Source organism: Bacillus sp. FSL H7-0578, assembly GCF_038630855.1.
Taxonomy (GTDB): Bacteria; Bacillota; Bacilli; order Bacillales; family Bacillaceae; genus Bacillus; species Bacillus safensis.
Genome location: NZ_CP152045.1, coordinates 217062 through 233268 on the forward strand (window position 1 = coordinate 217062; position 16207 = coordinate 233268).

A 16207-nucleotide genomic window follows, 5' to 3' on the forward strand; every position below is an offset into this window, starting at 1 on the left:
TTATTTGACGTCATCGTGCTCGATATACGTTTCTAGTGCGGGGTGGTACTCTTTTTGATAATGAAGGTTGGGACATGTTTTCACGACTTTGCCTTGCAGGGCATTGGACTTTGAGACTTCTAATGCTGTTCTACATTTAGGGCAGCGTTCGGCAAAGAATGAGGGCCAGCGTTTCATATATCACCACTCCAGTTAAAGTCTTAAAAACCGATTATATTAATATGAATTATAGGGGATCATGCAGGTGAGGTCAATGGGTGTTTGGGTCTTTTTAACAAAAAAGAAGCATCATGAGAGATGCTTCTTTATCGTTCATATTCTTAATAGGCTTTCGCCCAGAACACCATATCAGATGCAGGCTTTCCGCAGCAGACACATGTGTCAGAAATGGTTTCCTGTTCGAATGGAATACAGCGTGAGGTCGCACCTGTTCTTTCTTTAATGTCGTTTTCACAGGCTTCGTCACCACACCACATGGCTTTAATCAATCGGTTTTCTTCCGCAAGAATTTGCTCGATGTCTTCGATTGTGAGGGCTTGTGATGTTTTTTCATGTAATCGTTCCTTCGCCTTTTCGAACATGGTCCGCTGGATGTCTTCAAGCGTTGCTGTGATGGTTTGTTCAAGTGCATCTAATGTGACAGCTTGCTTTTCACCAGTGTCTCGTCGTGCGAGCATCACTTGTCCTTTTTCGATGTCCTTTGGTCCTACTTCTACACGTAGCGGAATACCCTGCATTTCACATTCGTTGAATTTCCAGCCTGGCTGTTTATCGCTTGCATCGATGTCAGCACGTGCGATGCGGGCGAGGCGATCCTTCAATTCGTAGGCATGATCCAGCACCCCTTCTTTATGAGAAGCGATTGGCACGATACGCACTTGGGTTGGTGCAATATTTGGCGGGAGGACGAGCCCTCTGTCATCGCCATGCACCATGATCATAGCGCCGATAATTCTTGTTGTGAAACCCCAAGAGGTTTGCTGGACATGCTCTAGTTTTCCTTCACGGTTTAAGAATTCGATGCCAAATGCTTTGGCAAATCCGTTCCCGAAGAAATGAGAAGTGGCAGTTTGAAGCGCTTTTCCGTCATGCATCAAGCTTTCAACCGTATAGGTGAAGCGAGCGCCAGCGAATTTTTCCTTCTCTGTTTTTCTCCCTTTAATGACAGGAATGGCGAGGAGATCTTCGCAAAGAGAAGCGTAAGTGTGAAGCATTCTTTCTGTTTCTTCAATCGCTTCTTGCTCAGTCTCATGGCACGTGTGTCCCTCCTGCCATAGGAATTCAAGGGTTCTAAGGAAGGGACGTGTTGTCTTTTCCCAGCGGACGACATTGGCCCATTGGTTATATAGCTTTGGTAAATCGCGGTAGGAATGAATAATGTTTTTGTAATGCTCAGCGAACAGCACTTCAGAGGTTGGTCTGACGCAGAGCCTTTCTTGTAATTTGGATTCACCGCCATGTGTGACCCACGCCACTTCAGGAGCAAAGCCTTCGATATGATCTTTTTCCTGCTGCAGCAGGCTCTCTGGGATAAAGAGGGGCATATAGACATTCTCATGACCCGTTTCTTTAATCTGGCGGTCAAGTTCGTCGCGAATATTCTCCCAAATTTTAAAGCCGTACGGCTGAATGATCATACTGCCTCTCACGCTTGAATAATCGACGAGCCGCGCTTTTGTGACAACATCTGTATACCACTGGGCAAAGTCGTCTTCCATGCTTGTAATTTTTTCAACAAATTGTTTTTTTGACATTGCAGGTTCCTCCTTTTTTAAAACAAAAAAGCTGTACTTTAAGTTAGGGACCATTCCTGGTGGTACCACCCTAATTTAAAGCACAGCTTTACACTCAATCATGATAACGGTATGAACCGCTGTATGAAACAGAACTAAATCGGCAGGTTCACTTGAAGATGTCAGTAGGAACTTCTCAGCACCGTTCCCTCTCTGTTAAAGATCGATTCAAGCTACTATTCCAGATCTACGTTGATCCTTGTTCGTTGATTTTCCATCAGTTTACCTGTAAATGGGGGAGAAAGCAAGCTGTTCTGATTCCTTTTACAGCGCCTTTTGTTTAGGTAATGGAATGGCAGTATTTTTCTGTTTTTACAGCTTGCGAGTTATGTAAGGCTGTGCTAATATATGTGAAGAAAAAAATAGACTTGTATAACCTCAATAATATGGTTTGAGGGTTTCTACCAGGATCCGATAAATCCTGATTACAAAAGCGCGCTTTCCTTTTTTGTAATCAGGGTTTTTTGTTTGTCTGCACCCTGTATCAAAAGTGAAAGCGATGATATACAGAAGGGATGTTAGACATGAACTGGAGAGTATATTTATTAGCCGTTTCTACTTTTGCGGTTGGATTAGTTGAGCTTGTGGTTGGTGGCATTCTGCCAAGTCTTGCAGAGGATTTGAATGTGTCTCTTGCAACAGCCGGACAGCTCATTACGGTATTTGCGATTGTGTATGCCATTTCAGCACCCGTGCTGCTGACTGCGACAGCCAAAATCGAACGAAAGCGCCTTTATTTAATCGCGTTATTGGTGTTTACAATAGGAAATGTGTTCACTTATTTTAGTTCGACCTTTGCCCTTGTCATGATATCTAGGGTGTTGATTGCGATGAGTACAGCGCTTGTGGTGGTGTTGTCTTTGACGATCACTGCCAAATTGGTGGAACCAGCGCATCGTGCGAAAGCATTAGGGCTGATTTTTATTGGTATTAGCTCCTCACTTGTTCTCGGTGTACCGATCGGTATTTTTATTACAGAGAGCTTTGGCTGGAGAGTGATGTTTTTAGGAATCAGTATTCTTTCTGCCATATCGATGGTGCTGATCTATTTTCTATTGGAAAAAATGCCTGTTGAAAAAGTGACGCCTCTTAGAGAACAGATTCGTTCTTTAGGGCATCCGAAAATTTTTAGTGCACACTTGATCAGTTTGTTTATGCTTGCAGGCCATTATATGCTTTATTCTTATTTCACTCCATTTCTGATGGAAGTTCTGCATATGCCCCCGTTTTGGATTAGTATTTGTTATTTGATCTTCGGACTTGCGTCTATAGGCGGGAATGGGTTTGGCGGCTGGCTCAGTGACAAACTGGGTTCAGGAAAAGCCATTTTGCTTGTGACTATGGCGTTTGCGATCGTCATGTTTATCCTTCCTTATACAGCGGGGGTGTTCGCGCTCTTTATGGTCATGGTTGTCCTTTGGGGAGCACTCAGCTGGGCACTGACGCCTGCTTTGCAGAGTTATTTGATTCAAACAGATCCTGTCACGTCTGATATTCAGCAGAGCTTAAATACATCTGCCTTGCAAATCGGCATTTCGATTGGATCAGCGGTTGGCGGAGTCATGTTTACAATGACCGGTTCATCTGTTGATCTGGCTAAATTCGGTGCTGTGTTTGTACTGATTGCCTTTAGCTGTGCGGTGATTTCGCTGAAGAGACCGCCGCTTTATATGGATCGTCAGCATCATGCTGAATAGCTGCCTATCTTTAGGCAGCTTTTTTATGTTCATTTCAAATTCACACGAAAAGTACCTTTCTATTCAAAGACGGCCATTTCGCCGATTGCTTGGAAGCCGGCACGTTGATAAATATTTTTACCGTCTGCTGATGCTTGTAAGATGACACATTTTTGTTTATTCTCTGTCTTGGTCAGAAGGTAATGGAACATGTCACTGCCAAGTCCTTTTCCGCGGTGTTCTTCCCTCGTCATGACATCATAAATACCGTAGCTGTCGTTTGTCTCGAATAATAAGCCTGTTGTGACCGGCTTGTGGTGTTCATACCCCACGAACATGCGAGCTTTTGAGTGTAATTTTTTAATCGAAAAATGCTGGAAATAGTCTTCTAAGGCGGCGGCCTCAGTCGATCCTTTGAATAGTTCAATAAAGATATGTGTGTAATCAAATAGTGTCTGCTCATCAAGTACTTCCTTGATTGTAAGTGATGAGGATGTGACTGGATCAATGTCACCTGTATGCTCAAGCATCATGATGGTATTGCGTTCGACCTCTTGAAGGTGATAGTCCTTTAATAAATCAGCCCAATCAGGATGGAGTAAGCGGTGATCGACCCATGTGCTGAAGATGAGTTTCTGTGACCGCATGTGTTCAATGGCAGCTTTCACTTTTTTTGGATCTTGGATTTGAGCTGATGTCGGTAAGAGCAAATTGAACGTGTCAGTCGATATTTGAGTATTGGATAGAACGAAATCGTCCGATGCAAGGAAGATTCCGTTTACAGCAGAGGAAAACAGATGTATCTTTTCTTCTAATTGGCGAATGGCCATTAGTTGTTCAGGTTTCATTTAGCTCACCTTTTCATTATGATAAATTGAATGACATCCCCATGATTATAGCATGTGACAGGATGAGGGGAATCTAGTATAAAAGTACATATACAATTTTAAGGTCTGATGACCTATTATTTTACTAACAACCACATTTCTTTTGACTCCTTTCTTCATTATTAGTACCATTTTATTAACCAGTTAAGAGTGGAGGTTCAGATGGAAACAAAAGAGCAGATTGTATTAAAAGCGATTCAAGATCTGATTATGCATAGGGAAAAGAGACGGAATGATCCAACAGATCCACTGATTACCACGACTGATACACTCAAACAAGAATGGACACTCACACAGCTTCACATTTTATCGATGATTCAAGCCAATCCAAACGAATCAAACAATACATTTCTATCTCAACAACTAAAACTATCAAAGCCAGCTATTACAAAGGCTGTGAAAAAACTAATTGAAAAAGGCATGGTGGACTATTGCCACCGGCAGGGTGATAAGAAATCTGTCTATTATTCTTTGACAGAGGAAGGCAAGCAATTGGCAGCGCTTCATGATGAGCTGCATGAAAAAGCAGTCACGTCCTATTTAGAATTTCTTCAGCAGTTTCATGAGGATGAATTACAAGTAATTGAACGCTTCTTAAAAGCTTGGAAAGAAAAGATATAGATAAAAAACCGAAACCATCGTAAAAAGGAGATGGTTTCGGTTTTTTATGGTAAAATTAACATATATTGATGTTATTTGAAGCCATGAAGAAAGGGAGGGAGCTCATTGGAGAAAGAAATGATAGAAAATTATAAAAAATACGTATTCATCATGCCATTTGTGGGATTGTTTGTCAGCTTGATATTATTTGTTTATTTTTTTGGTATTGCAGGACCTGGAGAACCAATTTGGGCTGCTGCTTTGTATTGTGCTCTGCCCTTTTTGGTGAATACGATATGTTTCTTGCCTGTATGTATTTATTTTAAAGTCAGCAAAAAAAATGAGGAACATACATGATTGTCGTCAGTGCTTGTCTTGCTGGATTGAAGGTTCGTTATAATGGCAGCCATCGATTAGATCAGCGAATTGAGGAGCTTGTTGAGGAGGGAAAGGCAGTCACAGTTTGTCCTGAGCTGCTTGGCGGCCTTTCCACGCCAAGGCCTCCCGCAGAAATCATTGGCGGAGACGGACATGATGTATTACAGGGCCTCGCCTCCGTGATCGATGTACATGGAAATGATGTTACGGAGATGTATGTAAAAGGCGCGAAGGCCGCGCTGGAACAGGTTCAGTCTTTGAAAGCGACGGCGGTTGTGTTAAAAGAGTACAGCCCTTCCTGCGGCAGCCGGATGATTTATCGCGGAGATTTTAACGGGGGGACAAAAGCTGGAGATGGAGTGACATCCGCCTTGCTTAAACAGCACGGAATTCAGGTATTTTCTGAGGAGGATGATTGGACTTCACTGTTTTTATAAGTGTGGTGTGAATAGAAGGAGGAGTTAGGTTGAAAAAGTGGATGATTGGTTTAGTCGTCATTATTTTATTAGGAATTGGTATTTATTTTCTAATCAATGCAAAAACATACTCTTTTGATAATGTGGCCTCAATTGATCAAAACAAGGTGACTTCGATTCAAATTGAGCATGATAATGAGCGTGTTATGGTGGAAAAGAAAGCAGATATTCAAAAGTTACTCAAGGAATTTTCGGGTATGAAATTAAAGAAAACGAATGAAACTAAAAAAACTTCAAAAGAGTCTTATTGGATCAGAGTGTATGAGAATGAGAAGGAAACATATGGTCTGACTTTTTACGATCAAACATTTTTAGAAACATATGATTTTTCTAAAACAAAAGATCAAACCAGCGAATATCAAATCGTTGACACCAATCAAGTTGATATAGGAAAATATATCAAATAGCTCAGCCAGAATGTCATGCATGATCAATCGAAAATTCGGGTATAGTGCTTGGTAAGTAAAAAGGAAGCGGAGGTTTGTTTGATGAGTGGATTAACAGATACAGTCACATTAGCAAACGGAGTAAAAATGCCGAAGCTAGGCTTTGGTGTATGGCAGGTAAAAGATGGAGATGAGGCTGTAAATGCAGTCAAAGACGCTCTTGAAGCGGGCTACCGCAGCATTGATACAGCAGCCGCCTATCAAAATGAAGAAGGGGTAGGCAAAGCCATTCAGCAATCAGGTATCTCGCGCGATGATCTATTCATTACGACAAAGGTCTGGAATAATGATCAAGGCTATGAATCAACACTCGAAGCCTTTGAAACAAGTATGAACAAGCTGGGATTAGATGTATTAGATCTTTATTTAATTCATTGGCCAGTTGAAGGCAAATATAAAGAAACATGGAAAGCGCTAGAGAAACTATATAAGGATGGACGCGTTCGAGCGATCGGAGTGTGTAATTTCCATCAGCATCATTTAGAGGATTTATTGGAAGAGGCAGAAGTTGTGCCAATGGTGAATCAAATCGAGCTGCATCCGAAGCTGACGCAGGAGCCTTTACGAGACTACTGCAAATCGAAAGGAATTCATGTAGAGGCGTGGTCGCCATTAGGCAGCGGGAAGCTTCTAAACCATCCTGTTCTCCAGGATATCGCGAAAAAACATGACAAGTCAGTAGCGCAAGTGATTCTTCGCTGGGACTTGCAGCATGGCATTATCACCATTCCAAAATCTGTGACGAAGAGCCGAATCATCGAAAACACACAAGTTTTTGATTTCGAGCTGTCCGCACGTGAGATGGGTGTCATTGATCAGCTCAATGAAGATGAGCGCACAGGTCCAGATCCAGATAACTTTGATTTTTAATCGAAAGAAAAGCACAGGTGCGATGCCTGTGCTTTTTTATTTCCCTCATCTTTAGACAGATTTTTGGGGGTGATAGGTCTCAATGATTTGAATGGCGTCAACAATCTGTTCTTTAGAATAGTCTCCAATTAAACAAAAGGTTTCATCTTTACGTGCCGCATGGTTTGCTACCGTAAGGGCCGCTTCTTCCAGTTGAGTTGTCATACCAAGATCGCGCATATTTCTAGGTAATCCGAGAGTTTTGTAGAGTTCAAGTAATTCCTCAACCTCGGACATTCGGTTTTCTGCGGCAAGCTGGACGAGGATGCCATAAGCTACTTTTTGTCCATGTAACACATGATGCGTTTCTTCAATAAATGTCAATCCATTATGAACGGCATGGGCTCCTGCCATTCTTCCATAGCGTCCCCCATAGCCGCCGACTGTTCCTGCTAACGTAATAATCGTATCTGTCACATCCGCGAATGCTTGGGAAAGCTGACCTGTTTTTAAGCTGTTGACAGCTTCTTCACTATGAGAAAGAAGAATGTCTCGAACATATACCGCCTGCTTTAGTGCTGCATGTACCATGAGCGGCAAGGCGCCTTTTGTGTTACGAATAATCGCTTCTGCTTCATACCATTTTGCCAGCGTATCACCAATTCCGCTTTGAAAGTAGGAAAGAGGAGAGGAAAGCAAAAAAGTATGATCAATTAAGGTGAGGTAGCTGGATCGTTTATGATAATCAACTCTCATGAAGTTTCCTTTGTCATCATAAATGACGCTGAGAGGTGTAGACGCAGCACATGTGCCGGGAATCGTTGGCACCATGATGACTTCGATTTCAAGAGCGTCTGCAACTGATTTTGCGGTATCTAAAATCGTTCCGCCCCCGATGCCGATGATCACATCTGACCCGTTAAGCTCTTCTGCGATCTGTGTGACCGCATTAGGTGAACTGTATCCTTTGTGCTGAATGAAAGGCCACTCGGACGGCAGCTTTGTGTATTGTGAAAAAGCTTGGTATGAATCATATCCTGTCACTACAGCAGGTGACTGAAAAGGAGAAACAAGGGATTCAAGTTCATGATAGATTCCCTTTTGAGAAATAAATTGGTTAGGGCCGCTTCTGACAATATCTTCTGGCTGGATCATGGATCATTGCTCCTTTACACATCATATTGTTCATAAATCATCTCATTTTACAGAAAGTTCTGTCAAATAGTCAAATATATGAGAAGAAAGGCCCTTCCGTTTTATGGAATTGAGCCGCCGACATTGCCTTTAGGTATGTATTTCCTGTATGATAAAGAATGGTATGTTTTGATTAAATTTAAGAGGTGTTTATATAGATGGAAAAACAATATCGCGTTTTACTTTACTATCAATATGTCCCCATTGAGGACCCAGAGACGTTTACAGCAGAGCATTTAGCATTCTGTAAGGAGCTTGGTTTGTTAGGCCGTATCCTCGTATCAGCAGAAGGCTTGAACGGAACGGTTTCTGGAACTATTGAGCAAACGGACAAGTACATGCAAGCGTTAAAAGAAGATCCGCGCTTTGCGTCTATGCCGATCAAAATTGACGAAGCAGATGGTCATGCGTTTAAAAAAATGCATGTCCGTCATCGGAATGAACTAGTGAACCTCAGCCTTGAGGATGATGTGAATCCGTTGGAATTAACGGGGAAACATCTTAGCCCGGTTGAATTTTACGAGCAAATGCAATCACCTGATACTGTTGTGATTGATGCGCGTAATGATTACGAGTTTGATGTTGGGCACTTCAGAGGGGCAGTTCGTCCTGATATTGAGACATTCCGTGAATTACCTGAGTGGATTCGTGACAATAAAGAGATTCTTGAAGGCAAAAAAATCCTGACTTATTGCACAGGCGGCGTACGCTGTGAGAAGTTTTCAGGCTGGTTAAAGCGTGAAGGCTTTGAAGATGTCTCTCAGCTCGACGGCGGAATTGTCACTTACGGAAAAGACCCAGAAGTACAAGGGAAGCTATGGGACGGTCAATGCTATGTATTTGATAATCGCTTAACAGTACCAGTGAATCAAACAGAGCATGTGGTTGTCGGAAAAGATTTCTTCACTGGTGAGCCTTGCGAGCGTTATGTGAACTGTGCGAACCCTGCATGTAACCGTAAGATGATTGCCACTGAAGAGAGTGAGCATAAGTATATGCGCAGCTGCAGTCATGAATGCCGCACAAGCGAACGGAACCTGTATGTGAAACAGCACAATTTATCTGAAGAAGAAGTTCAAGAAAGACTAGCTGTTATTGAAAAAGAACAAGCGATTTCACAAGGATAGAGGGAACCCCCTTTATCCTTTTTTTCTTTACATGGCGTGGGTTAGAAGGGAGAGGAAGTCATTTCCTCTATCTTTTTTGTTTTGTTTTTTTCAAAATAAGGGTAAAGGTAGTTATTCAGTCTAATAGATTGAACAGGTAAAAAAGCGCTTTCTTTTGAAATAAGCATGTTCGACTATTTCAGAAAATGAAGAATTGAGAGATAATATAACAGGCGAAAAAATGAACAAGAGTAAAGGTTCATTAGAAGAAATATTTGCCAGTAAAATGAAAAGTGAGCTGCTTTGAAAGAAAGACGCTTGCTTGACACATGCTCTGTATTTTAATCGAAAGGTGTTATGAACATGAATCATTTGCATCGTAGGATGGGAACTTTCGCTTTAATGATGGTAGGTCTTGGCTCAATCATTGGTTCAGGATGGCTCTTCGGTGCTTGGCGTGCTGCTCAAATCGCCGGTCCTGCTGCTATTTTATCCTGGTTGATTGGGATGGTTGTGATTTTATTTATCGCTTTGTCTTATAGTGAACTCGGATCGATGTTTCCAGAGGCAGGCGGAATGGTGAAATATACGCAATATTCACACGGATCTTTTATTGGGTTTATTGCAGCTTGGGCGAACTGGATCGCCATTGTCTCGGTGATACCTGTTGAGGCGGTTGCTTCCGTCCAGTACATGAGCTCTTGGCCTTGGGAATGGGCAAAGTGGACATCTCATTTGGTTACAAAAGGGGTATTGACGACAGAAGGTCTTATGGTTGCCAGTGTGCTTCTTGTGATTTACTTTCTGCTTAATTATTGGACAGTTGGGTTATTTTCAAAAGCAAATACATTCATTACCGTGTTTAAAATTGTCATTCCAGGATTAACAATTGGTGCGCTCTTATTCGTAGGTTTTCATAGTGAGAATTTTACTTCTGGAACAAGTATTGCCCCTAATGGCTGGGCGAGTGTGCTGACAGCTGTTGCGACATCTGGGATTGTGTTTGCTTTCAATGGCTTCCAAAGCCCGATTAACATGGCCGGTGAGGCAAAAAATCCAGGCCGGTCGATTCCAATTGCCATTGTCGGATCGATTTTCATTGCGACTGTGATTTATGTCCTTTTACAAGTCGCCTTTATCGGTGCTGTTGATCCATCTATGATCGTGAATGGATGGGGTTATTTGAATTTCAACTCGCCATTTGCGGACCTTGCCATTGCGCTTGGTATTAACTGGCTTGTTCTGATTTTATATGCGGATGCGTTTGTGTCGCCTTCTGGTACAGGAATTACGTATACCGCAACGACGTCTCGTATGATTTATGGAATGGAAAAAAACAAATACATGCCAAGTGTGCTTGGCCGTCTGCACCCTATTTACGGCGTGCCTCGTCCAGCAATGTTTTTTAACTTAGCCGTATCGTTTATCTTTCTGTTTTTATTTAGAGGCTGGGGTGTACTTGCTGAAATTATCTCGGTCGCTACACTCATTTCTTATCTGACTGGACCAGTGACCGTCATGACGCTGAGAAAGACAGGGACAGATTTATATCGACCGCTCCGAATAAAAGGACTTAGCATCATTGCTCCTCTCGGTTTTGTCTTTGCCTCATTGACGCTGTATTGGGCAAGATGGCCGTTAACAGGTCAGGTGCTGTTCATTATTCTCATTGGTCTTCCTATCTATTTTTACTATCAAGCAAAAGCGAAGTGGAAAGGCTTCGGCCGCAACTTTAAGGCGGGTGCTTGGATGGTTGTGTACCTGCTTGTGATGATGACGATTTCCTGTCTTGGCAGTGATAAATTCGGCGGTTATAACATCATTCATTATGGCTGGGACATGGCACTGATTACGGTGGTAGCTCTGCTATTTTATATGTGGGCACTCAAAAGTGGATATGAAACAGAGTTTTTAGAGGATGCGAAAAAAATCAATGATGAGCTGCGTGCTTCTCAGAAAGAAGCTGCAGCAACCAAAGAATAAAGAAACGGCTGCCTGAACATTCCGGGCAGCCGTTTTTATTTGGCTGAATGATGCATCACATGCCGTTTCAGCCAAGTGGTGACGCCGCGCAAAACGGCCGCTGTGACAAGTGAAATGAGCACATATCTCCAAAGCTGGCCTAAGCCTTGTCCACTCAGCCAGAACACGATGCCTAGAATGATGAGGGTAAACATGAGCAAGAATAAAAATGATGCAGACCAGAAAAAAGATTTCACAGAAGGTCACCTCCTCAGGAGTATTGTATGCAGGCAATTGAAGGAACAGACCATCTATGAAAGGGTAGAATCATGGTGAAATCTATTGCAAAAGTCAGATAAAAGCACCAAGTGATTTGACAATTGTGTTAAGATGAGAGCATATTTTGAGTAAAGTTGTTGGTCATAGACGGAGGTGTTTGGAAATGCAGATTCAAAAGGTTCTAAACAATAATGTCATTAGTGTCATAGATGAACATGGAAAAGAAATCGTTGTCATGGGGAGAGGCATCGCTTTCCAGCGACGTCCCGGGGACCCGGTGGACGAATCGTTGATTGATAAAGTCTTCCGCTTGGAGGATCATTCCGTTCACGAGCGGATGAAAATGCTGCTTCAAGAGGTTCCGTATGATGTGGTCAAGGTGACCGAGGAAATGATCCAATATGCACATACAAAGCTGAACCGAAGATTAAACGAAAGTCTGCATGTATCGCTGGCAGACCATATTCATTACGCCATCGAACGGCTGAAGAAAAATCATCTGATTGAGAATTCGCTTATTTGGGAGATTAAACGCTTATACAAAGATGAATTTCTTGTGGCAAAGGACTGTCTTGAGATGATTGAAGAGCGTCTTCATATTGAACTGCCTGAGGATGAAGCGGGTTTTATTGCCATGCATATCATTAACGCAGAGCTCAATGAGGATATGAATACGACGGTCAATATCACAAAGGAAGTCAATGCCATTCTCACCATTGTGAAATATCACCTCAACATGGAATTTGATGAGGACTCACTCAACTTCTATCGTTTTCTCACGCATTTGCGCTTTTTCGTCCAGCGTCTGATCAATGAAACACTCCTTGTCAGCGAAGATCAGGACTTATATCAGCTCATCAAAGTGAAATATCCGAAAGCATACGATTGCGCAAAGAAAATCGCAGAATATGTCTATCAAACCTATCACCGGGATCTCACATCAGAGGAGATGCTGTATCTATCAATTCATTTGAATCGACTGATCAAACGAGAAAAATAAAGATAGATTTTAAAAGAAAGCGTTGACATGAGAAAAGGTGAGTGGTACTATTTGCTCATAAACATAAAAGAATACGGTTTCACAATGATCGTCTTAGAGGATTGTGACTGTTCGGCAGGCAAAACCTAAACGTTCACTGAAAAAGCGCAACAGCAAGCTGCGACTATTTTTGGTGCCCGTTTAGGTTTTTATTTTGCCCAAAAACGTATTTTTTTGAAAAAAAGGGGGTTTTTGCATGAGCTATCGTCAGTTAGCAGAAGACATTATCAAACACATTGGCACAGAGAAAAACGTTCATTCATTGGTGCATTGCGCCACAAGGCTTCGTTTCACCTTAAATGACAGATCAAAAGCAGATAAAGCGGCCATTGAAAAATTAAATGGCGTCGTTACCGTTATGGAAAGCGGCGGCCAATTTCAAGTGGTCATTGGCAATACCGTACCAGAGGTATATCGAGAAATTGGAGAGTTTACGAATCTATTAGAGGATTCCGCTGCTTCATCTGTAAAATCAGGTGAAGAGAGCACAAGCCTTTTCGGGAAATTCGTCGACATTGTATCGGGGATTTTCACACCACTTCTCGGTGTCATGGCGGGTGCAGGTATTTTAAAAGGTCTCTTAGGCATCTGTATCAATGCGAAATGGTTATCTCCTGAAGATACGTCGTATCAAATTTTATTTGCTGCATCTGACAGCTTGTTCTACTTCCTGCCATTATTGCTCGCATTCACTTCTGCTAGGAAGTTTAAAGCGAATCCGTTTGTCGCTGTGACGATAGCAGGTGCACTGATTTACCCAACCATTCAAGAATTGTCAAAAGGCGGCGGAGATGTGACATTCTTCGGGATTCCAGTCGTCTTAATGTCTTATACATCTACGGTCATCCCAATCATTTTGGCAGTGTTTGTCATGGGATATATCGAACGTTTCTTTAATAAAGTCATTCATGAAAGTGTCAAAAACTTTATTACTCCACTGATTTTGCTTGTCACGGTTGTTCCGCTGACACTCATCGTATTTGGACCATTTGGTGTGTATGCAGGAAATGGCATTGCAGCTGTTTTGCTGAAAGTCTTCTCCTTTAGTCCTACACTTGCAGGTGCTTTAATTGCGATGGCTTGGCAGATTCTTGTCATCTTCGGTATCCATTGGGGACTTGTGCCAGTGATTTTAAATAATATCGCAGTCCATGGGAAAGATCATATCAAGCCGGCCACTGCGCCAGCTGTATTTTCACAAGCCGGTGCTTCCATCGGTGTTATGCTGAAAACAAAGAATAAAAAACTGAAATCACTGGCTGGATCGACAGCAGTTTCTGCTGTGTTTGGGATCACAGAGCCAGCTGTATACGGGGTCACGCTTCGTTTGAAAAAACCATTTATTGCAGCCGTTATCTCTGCTGGGGTCGGCGGTGCGATTATCGGTTATTCACAAAGTATTGCAATTGCGTCAGGCCTTCCAAGTTTACTGACACTGCCGATTTTCTACGGTCAAGGATTTACAGGGTTCATCATCGGAATTTCGGTCTCGTTTGTCCTTTCTATCATCTTAACTTATTTGATTGGATTTAAAGATCCAGTAGATGAAGATGAAACGCCGGCCGCTTCTGCACCGGTAATTGAAAACGAACATGGGGTCAAAGCCGCTCATGTGAAAAGTCCTTTAAAGGGCGAGGTCATCAAGCTGGAGGAAGTGCAGGATAAAGCATTCTCATCTGGTGCACTAGGAAAGGGCGCAGCCATCATTCCATCAGAAGGCAAGCTGTTTGCACCAGTATCAGGAGTTGTGACAACGGTTTTCCCAACAGGCCATGCGTATGGTCTAACCTCTGAAAGCGGAGCAGAAGTACTCATTCACATTGGACTGGATACCGTACAATTAGGTGGAAAGCATTTTACCCCGAAGGTTGTTCAGGGGCAAACCATCACAGAAGGCGAACTGCTTGCTGAGTTTGACATAGAAGCCATCCAAGCTTCAGGCCTGTCAGTCACAACACCAGTGATTATTACCAATTCAGGTGAGTTTAGCGATATCATTGAAACAGAAGAGAAACAAATCACACCAGGGCAATCATTTTTACATCTAGTTTAATCAAGAGGAGGAAGAAATCATGAGATATTCAACACTAGCATCATTTCCAAAAGACTTTTTCTGGGGCGGATCTACTTCCGCCTATCAGGTAGAAGGTGCGTGGAACGAGGATGGCAAGGGGCCTTCTGTCATTGACATGAGAGCAAGTTATCCTGAAGGGACAACGGATTTTAAAGTCGCAAGCGATCACTATCACCGTTATAAAGAGGATGTGAAGATGTTTGCGGAAATGGGCTTGAAGGCTTATCGCTTTTCCATTGCGTGGACACGGATCATTCCAGATGGAGATGGGGAGATCAATCAAAAGGGGATTGAATTCTATCATTCTCTCATCGATGAATTGCGCCGCTATGACATTGAACCAATCGTGACAATGTATCATTTTGATCTGCCTCATGCGCTTCAAGTAAAGGGCGGGTGGTCTAACCGCGGGACAGTGGATGCGTTTGAACGCTATGCAGAGGTGCTATTCAAGGAGTATGGTCAGAAGGTAAACTATTGGCTGACCATTAATGAACAAAACATGATGATCTTACATGGATCAGCGCTCGGTACACTTGATCCAAATTTAGAAAATCCGAAAAAAGAACTGTATCAGCAGAATCATCATATGCTCGTTGCACAGGCAAAAGCCATGACGCTTTGTCATCAAATGCTGCCTGAAGCGAAAATTGGACCAGCGCCAAACATCGCGCTCATTTATCCGGCTTCTCCAAAGCCTGAAGATGTGCTTGCTGCGGCGAATTACAATGCGATCCGAAACTGGCTTTATCTTGATATGGCGGTGTTCGGCCGTTATAACAACCTTGCTTGGGCGTACATGAAAGAAAAAGACATTCTTCCTGTCATCGAAGAGGGAGATATGGATATATTGAAAAGCGCGAAGCCAGACTTCATTGCCTTTAACTACTACACTTCTCAAACGGTTGAAGCGAGTAAAGGAGATGGCAACGACGAATTTGCACGCGGCGGAGATCAGCATTTGAAATCCGGTGAAGATGGCGTCTACAAAGGCGGCAACAACCCATTCTTAAGCAAAAATGCGTTTGGCTGGGAGATTGACCCTGTCGGCTTCCGTTCAACGATGCGCGAGATTTATGACCGCTATCAGCTGCCGCTTATTATCACGGAAAACGGATTGGGTGCTTTCGACAAGTTAGAAGAAGATGGATCAATTCAGGATGATTATCGAATTGATTATTTAGAAAAACATATCGAGCAAATCAAATGGGCGATCACAGACGGCGTCGAGGTATTCGGATACTGCCCGTGGTCAGCCATCGACTTAATCAGCACACACCAAGGATGCTCCAAGCGCTACGGGTTCATCTATGTCAATCGCGACGAATTTGACCTAAAAGACCTCAAAAGAATTCGCAAAAAGAGCTCTTATTGGTATGAAACCTTGATTCAGCAAAATGGAGACAACATCGGGAAGTAAATGATGAAAAAGCCAATCACCTTATGCG

The 16207-nt window shown here is 42.7% G+C and carries 16 protein-coding genes and 1 riboswitch; of the genes, 11 read left to right on the forward strand and 5 right to left on the reverse strand.

Annotated features, from left to right (window positions below; all coding sequences use genetic code 11):
• Both MHB41_RS01255 and proS read right to left on the reverse strand, forming a co-directional pair.
• Entirely contained in the window at window positions 1-177 is a 177-nt protein-coding gene (locus tag MHB41_RS01255) for a hypothetical protein (RefSeq protein ID WP_164512187.1), read from the reverse strand.
• Between the two features lie 143 nt (window positions 178-320).
• Window positions 321-1754: a proline--tRNA ligase gene (gene proS / locus MHB41_RS01260; protein ID WP_046313653.1), complete on the reverse strand. Its 1434-nt coding sequence runs from the start codon at window positions 1752-1754 to the stop codon at window positions 321-323.
• A 387-nt stretch (window positions 1755-2141) separates the two neighbouring features.
• Window positions 2142-2241: riboswitch (purine riboswitch) on the forward strand.
• 76 nt (window positions 2242-2317) lie between these two features.
• Between proS and MHB41_RS01265 the strand changes: the two genes are divergently transcribed.
• Window positions 2318-3490: an MFS transporter gene (locus MHB41_RS01265; protein ID WP_065215402.1), complete on the forward strand. Its 1173-nt coding sequence runs from the start codon at window positions 2318-2320 to the stop codon at window positions 3488-3490.
• 59 nt (window positions 3491-3549) lie between these two features.
• Here MHB41_RS01265 and MHB41_RS01270 read toward each other — a convergent pair whose 3' ends face one another.
• A complete protein-coding gene (locus MHB41_RS01270) occupies window positions 3550-4317 on the reverse strand; it encodes a GNAT family N-acetyltransferase (protein ID WP_101676993.1) in 768 nt (255 codons plus the stop codon).
• Window positions 4318-4518: 201 nt separating this feature from the next.
• Between MHB41_RS01270 and MHB41_RS01275 the strand changes: the two genes are divergently transcribed.
• The 5 genes from MHB41_RS01275 to MHB41_RS01295 all read left to right on the forward strand — a co-directional run bounded on the left by MHB41_RS01275 (window position 4519) and on the right by MHB41_RS01295 (window position 7126).
• Complete coding sequence (locus tag MHB41_RS01275; RefSeq protein WP_034283105.1) at window positions 4519-4977, forward strand: MarR family transcriptional regulator; 459 nt, start codon at window positions 4519-4521, stop codon at window positions 4975-4977.
• Window positions 4978-5082: 105 nt separating this feature from the next.
• The gene (locus tag MHB41_RS01280; RefSeq protein ID WP_101676994.1) at window positions 5083-5313 is read left to right on the forward strand and encodes a hypothetical protein; all 231 of its coding nucleotides are present in this window, start codon (window positions 5083-5085) and stop codon (window positions 5311-5313) included.
• Window positions 5310-5771, forward strand: coding sequence for a DUF523 domain-containing protein (locus MHB41_RS01285; protein WP_081123919.1), 462 nt, complete (start codon window positions 5310-5312; stop codon window positions 5769-5771). Before MHB41_RS01280 ends, MHB41_RS01285 begins: the two co-directional genes overlap by 4 nt.
• Before the next feature lie 29 nt (window positions 5772-5800).
• Window positions 5801-6217 (forward strand): DUF5301 domain-containing protein, encoded by a 417-nt coding sequence (locus MHB41_RS01290; RefSeq protein WP_034283111.1) that lies wholly within the window; start codon window positions 5801-5803, stop codon window positions 6215-6217.
• 81 nt (window positions 6218-6298) lie between these two features.
• Window positions 6299-7126 carry an aldo/keto reductase gene (locus MHB41_RS01295; protein WP_034283114.1) on the forward strand — a complete coding sequence of 276 codons (828 nt, stop codon included), beginning with the start codon at window positions 6299-6301 and terminating at the stop codon, window positions 7124-7126.
• A 51-nt stretch (window positions 7127-7177) separates the two neighbouring features.
• Here the strand turns inward: MHB41_RS01295 and MHB41_RS01300 are convergent, their stop codons facing one another.
• On the reverse strand, window positions 7178-8260 hold the full coding sequence (locus MHB41_RS01300) for an iron-containing alcohol dehydrogenase family protein (RefSeq protein ID WP_101676995.1): 1083 nt from the start codon (window positions 8258-8260) through the stop codon (window positions 7178-7180).
• A 197-nt stretch (window positions 8261-8457) separates the two neighbouring features.
• Here MHB41_RS01300 and MHB41_RS01305 point away from each other — a divergent pair, with 197 nt between their 5' ends.
• Window positions 8458-9426 carry a rhodanese-related sulfurtransferase gene (locus MHB41_RS01305; RefSeq protein WP_039176148.1) on the forward strand — a complete coding sequence of 323 codons (969 nt, stop codon included), beginning with the start codon at window positions 8458-8460 and terminating at the stop codon, window positions 9424-9426.
• Window positions 9427-9768: 342 nt separating this feature from the next.
• A complete protein-coding gene (locus tag MHB41_RS01310; protein WP_340899471.1) occupies window positions 9769-11388 on the forward strand; it encodes an APC family permease in 1620 nt (539 codons plus the stop codon).
• 35 nt (window positions 11389-11423) lie between these two features.
• On the opposite strand, the gene MHB41_RS01315 is transcribed toward MHB41_RS01310, so the two are convergent.
• On the reverse strand, window positions 11424-11624 hold the full coding sequence (locus MHB41_RS01315) for a hypothetical protein (protein WP_144496773.1): 201 nt from the start codon (window positions 11622-11624) through the stop codon (window positions 11424-11426).
• Window positions 11625-11809: 185 nt separating this feature from the next.
• Between MHB41_RS01315 and MHB41_RS01320 the strand changes: the two genes are divergently transcribed.
• From MHB41_RS01320 to MHB41_RS01330, 3 genes are all read left to right on the forward strand, one after another.
• Window positions 11810-12646 (forward strand): PRD domain-containing protein, encoded by an 837-nt coding sequence (locus MHB41_RS01320; RefSeq protein WP_024424409.1) that lies wholly within the window; start codon window positions 11810-11812, stop codon window positions 12644-12646.
• 235 nt (window positions 12647-12881) lie between these two features.
• Window positions 12882-14738: a beta-glucoside-specific PTS transporter subunit IIABC gene (locus MHB41_RS01325; RefSeq protein ID WP_340899469.1), complete on the forward strand. Its 1857-nt coding sequence runs from the start codon at window positions 12882-12884 to the stop codon at window positions 14736-14738.
• Window positions 14739-14757: 19 nt separating this feature from the next.
• Window positions 14758-16179 carry a glycoside hydrolase family 1 protein gene (locus MHB41_RS01330; RefSeq protein ID WP_044333462.1) on the forward strand — a complete coding sequence of 474 codons (1422 nt, stop codon included), beginning with the start codon at window positions 14758-14760 and terminating at the stop codon, window positions 16177-16179.
• Window positions 16180-16207 lie beyond the last annotated feature (28 nt).

Bases quoted from the DNA above. Each gene is read 5' to 3' on its own strand.
- MHB41_RS01320 (WP_024424409.1), top strand. From the start codon at position 11,810: ATGCAGATTCAAAAGGTTCTAAACAATAATGTCATTAGTGTCATAGAT.
- MHB41_RS01305 (WP_039176148.1), top strand. From the start codon at position 8,458: ATGGAAAAACAATATCGCGTTTTACTTTACTATCAATATGTCCCCATT.
- MHB41_RS01265 (WP_065215402.1), top strand. From the start codon at position 2,318: ATGAACTGGAGAGTATATTTATTAGCCGTTTCTACTTTTGCGGTTGGA.
- MHB41_RS01310 (WP_340899471.1), top strand. From the start codon at position 9,769: ATGAATCATTTGCATCGTAGGATGGGAACTTTCGCTTTAATGATGGTA.
- MHB41_RS01275 (WP_034283105.1), top strand. From the start codon at position 4,519: ATGGAAACAAAAGAGCAGATTGTATTAAAAGCGATTCAAGATCTGATT.
- MHB41_RS01300 (WP_101676995.1), bottom strand. From the start codon at position 8,260: ATGATCCAGCCAGAAGATATTGTCAGAAGCGGCCCTAACCAATTTATT.
- MHB41_RS01255 (WP_164512187.1), bottom strand. From the start codon at position 177: ATGAAACGCTGGCCCTCATTCTTTGCCGAACGCTGCCCTAAATGTAGA.
- MHB41_RS01270 (WP_101676993.1), bottom strand. From the start codon at position 4,317: ATGAAACCTGAACAACTAATGGCCATTCGCCAATTAGAAGAAAAGATA.
- MHB41_RS01285 (WP_081123919.1), top strand. From the start codon at position 5,310: ATGATTGTCGTCAGTGCTTGTCTTGCTGGATTGAAGGTTCGTTATAAT.
- MHB41_RS01295 (WP_034283114.1), top strand. From the start codon at position 6,299: ATGAGTGGATTAACAGATACAGTCACATTAGCAAACGGAGTAAAAATG.
- MHB41_RS01325 (WP_340899469.1), top strand. From the start codon at position 12,882: ATGAGCTATCGTCAGTTAGCAGAAGACATTATCAAACACATTGGCACA.
- MHB41_RS01330 (WP_044333462.1), top strand. From the start codon at position 14,758: ATGAGATATTCAACACTAGCATCATTTCCAAAAGACTTTTTCTGGGGC.
- proS (WP_046313653.1), bottom strand. From the start codon at position 1,754: ATGTCAAAAAAACAATTTGTTGAAAAAATTACAAGCATGGAAGACGAC.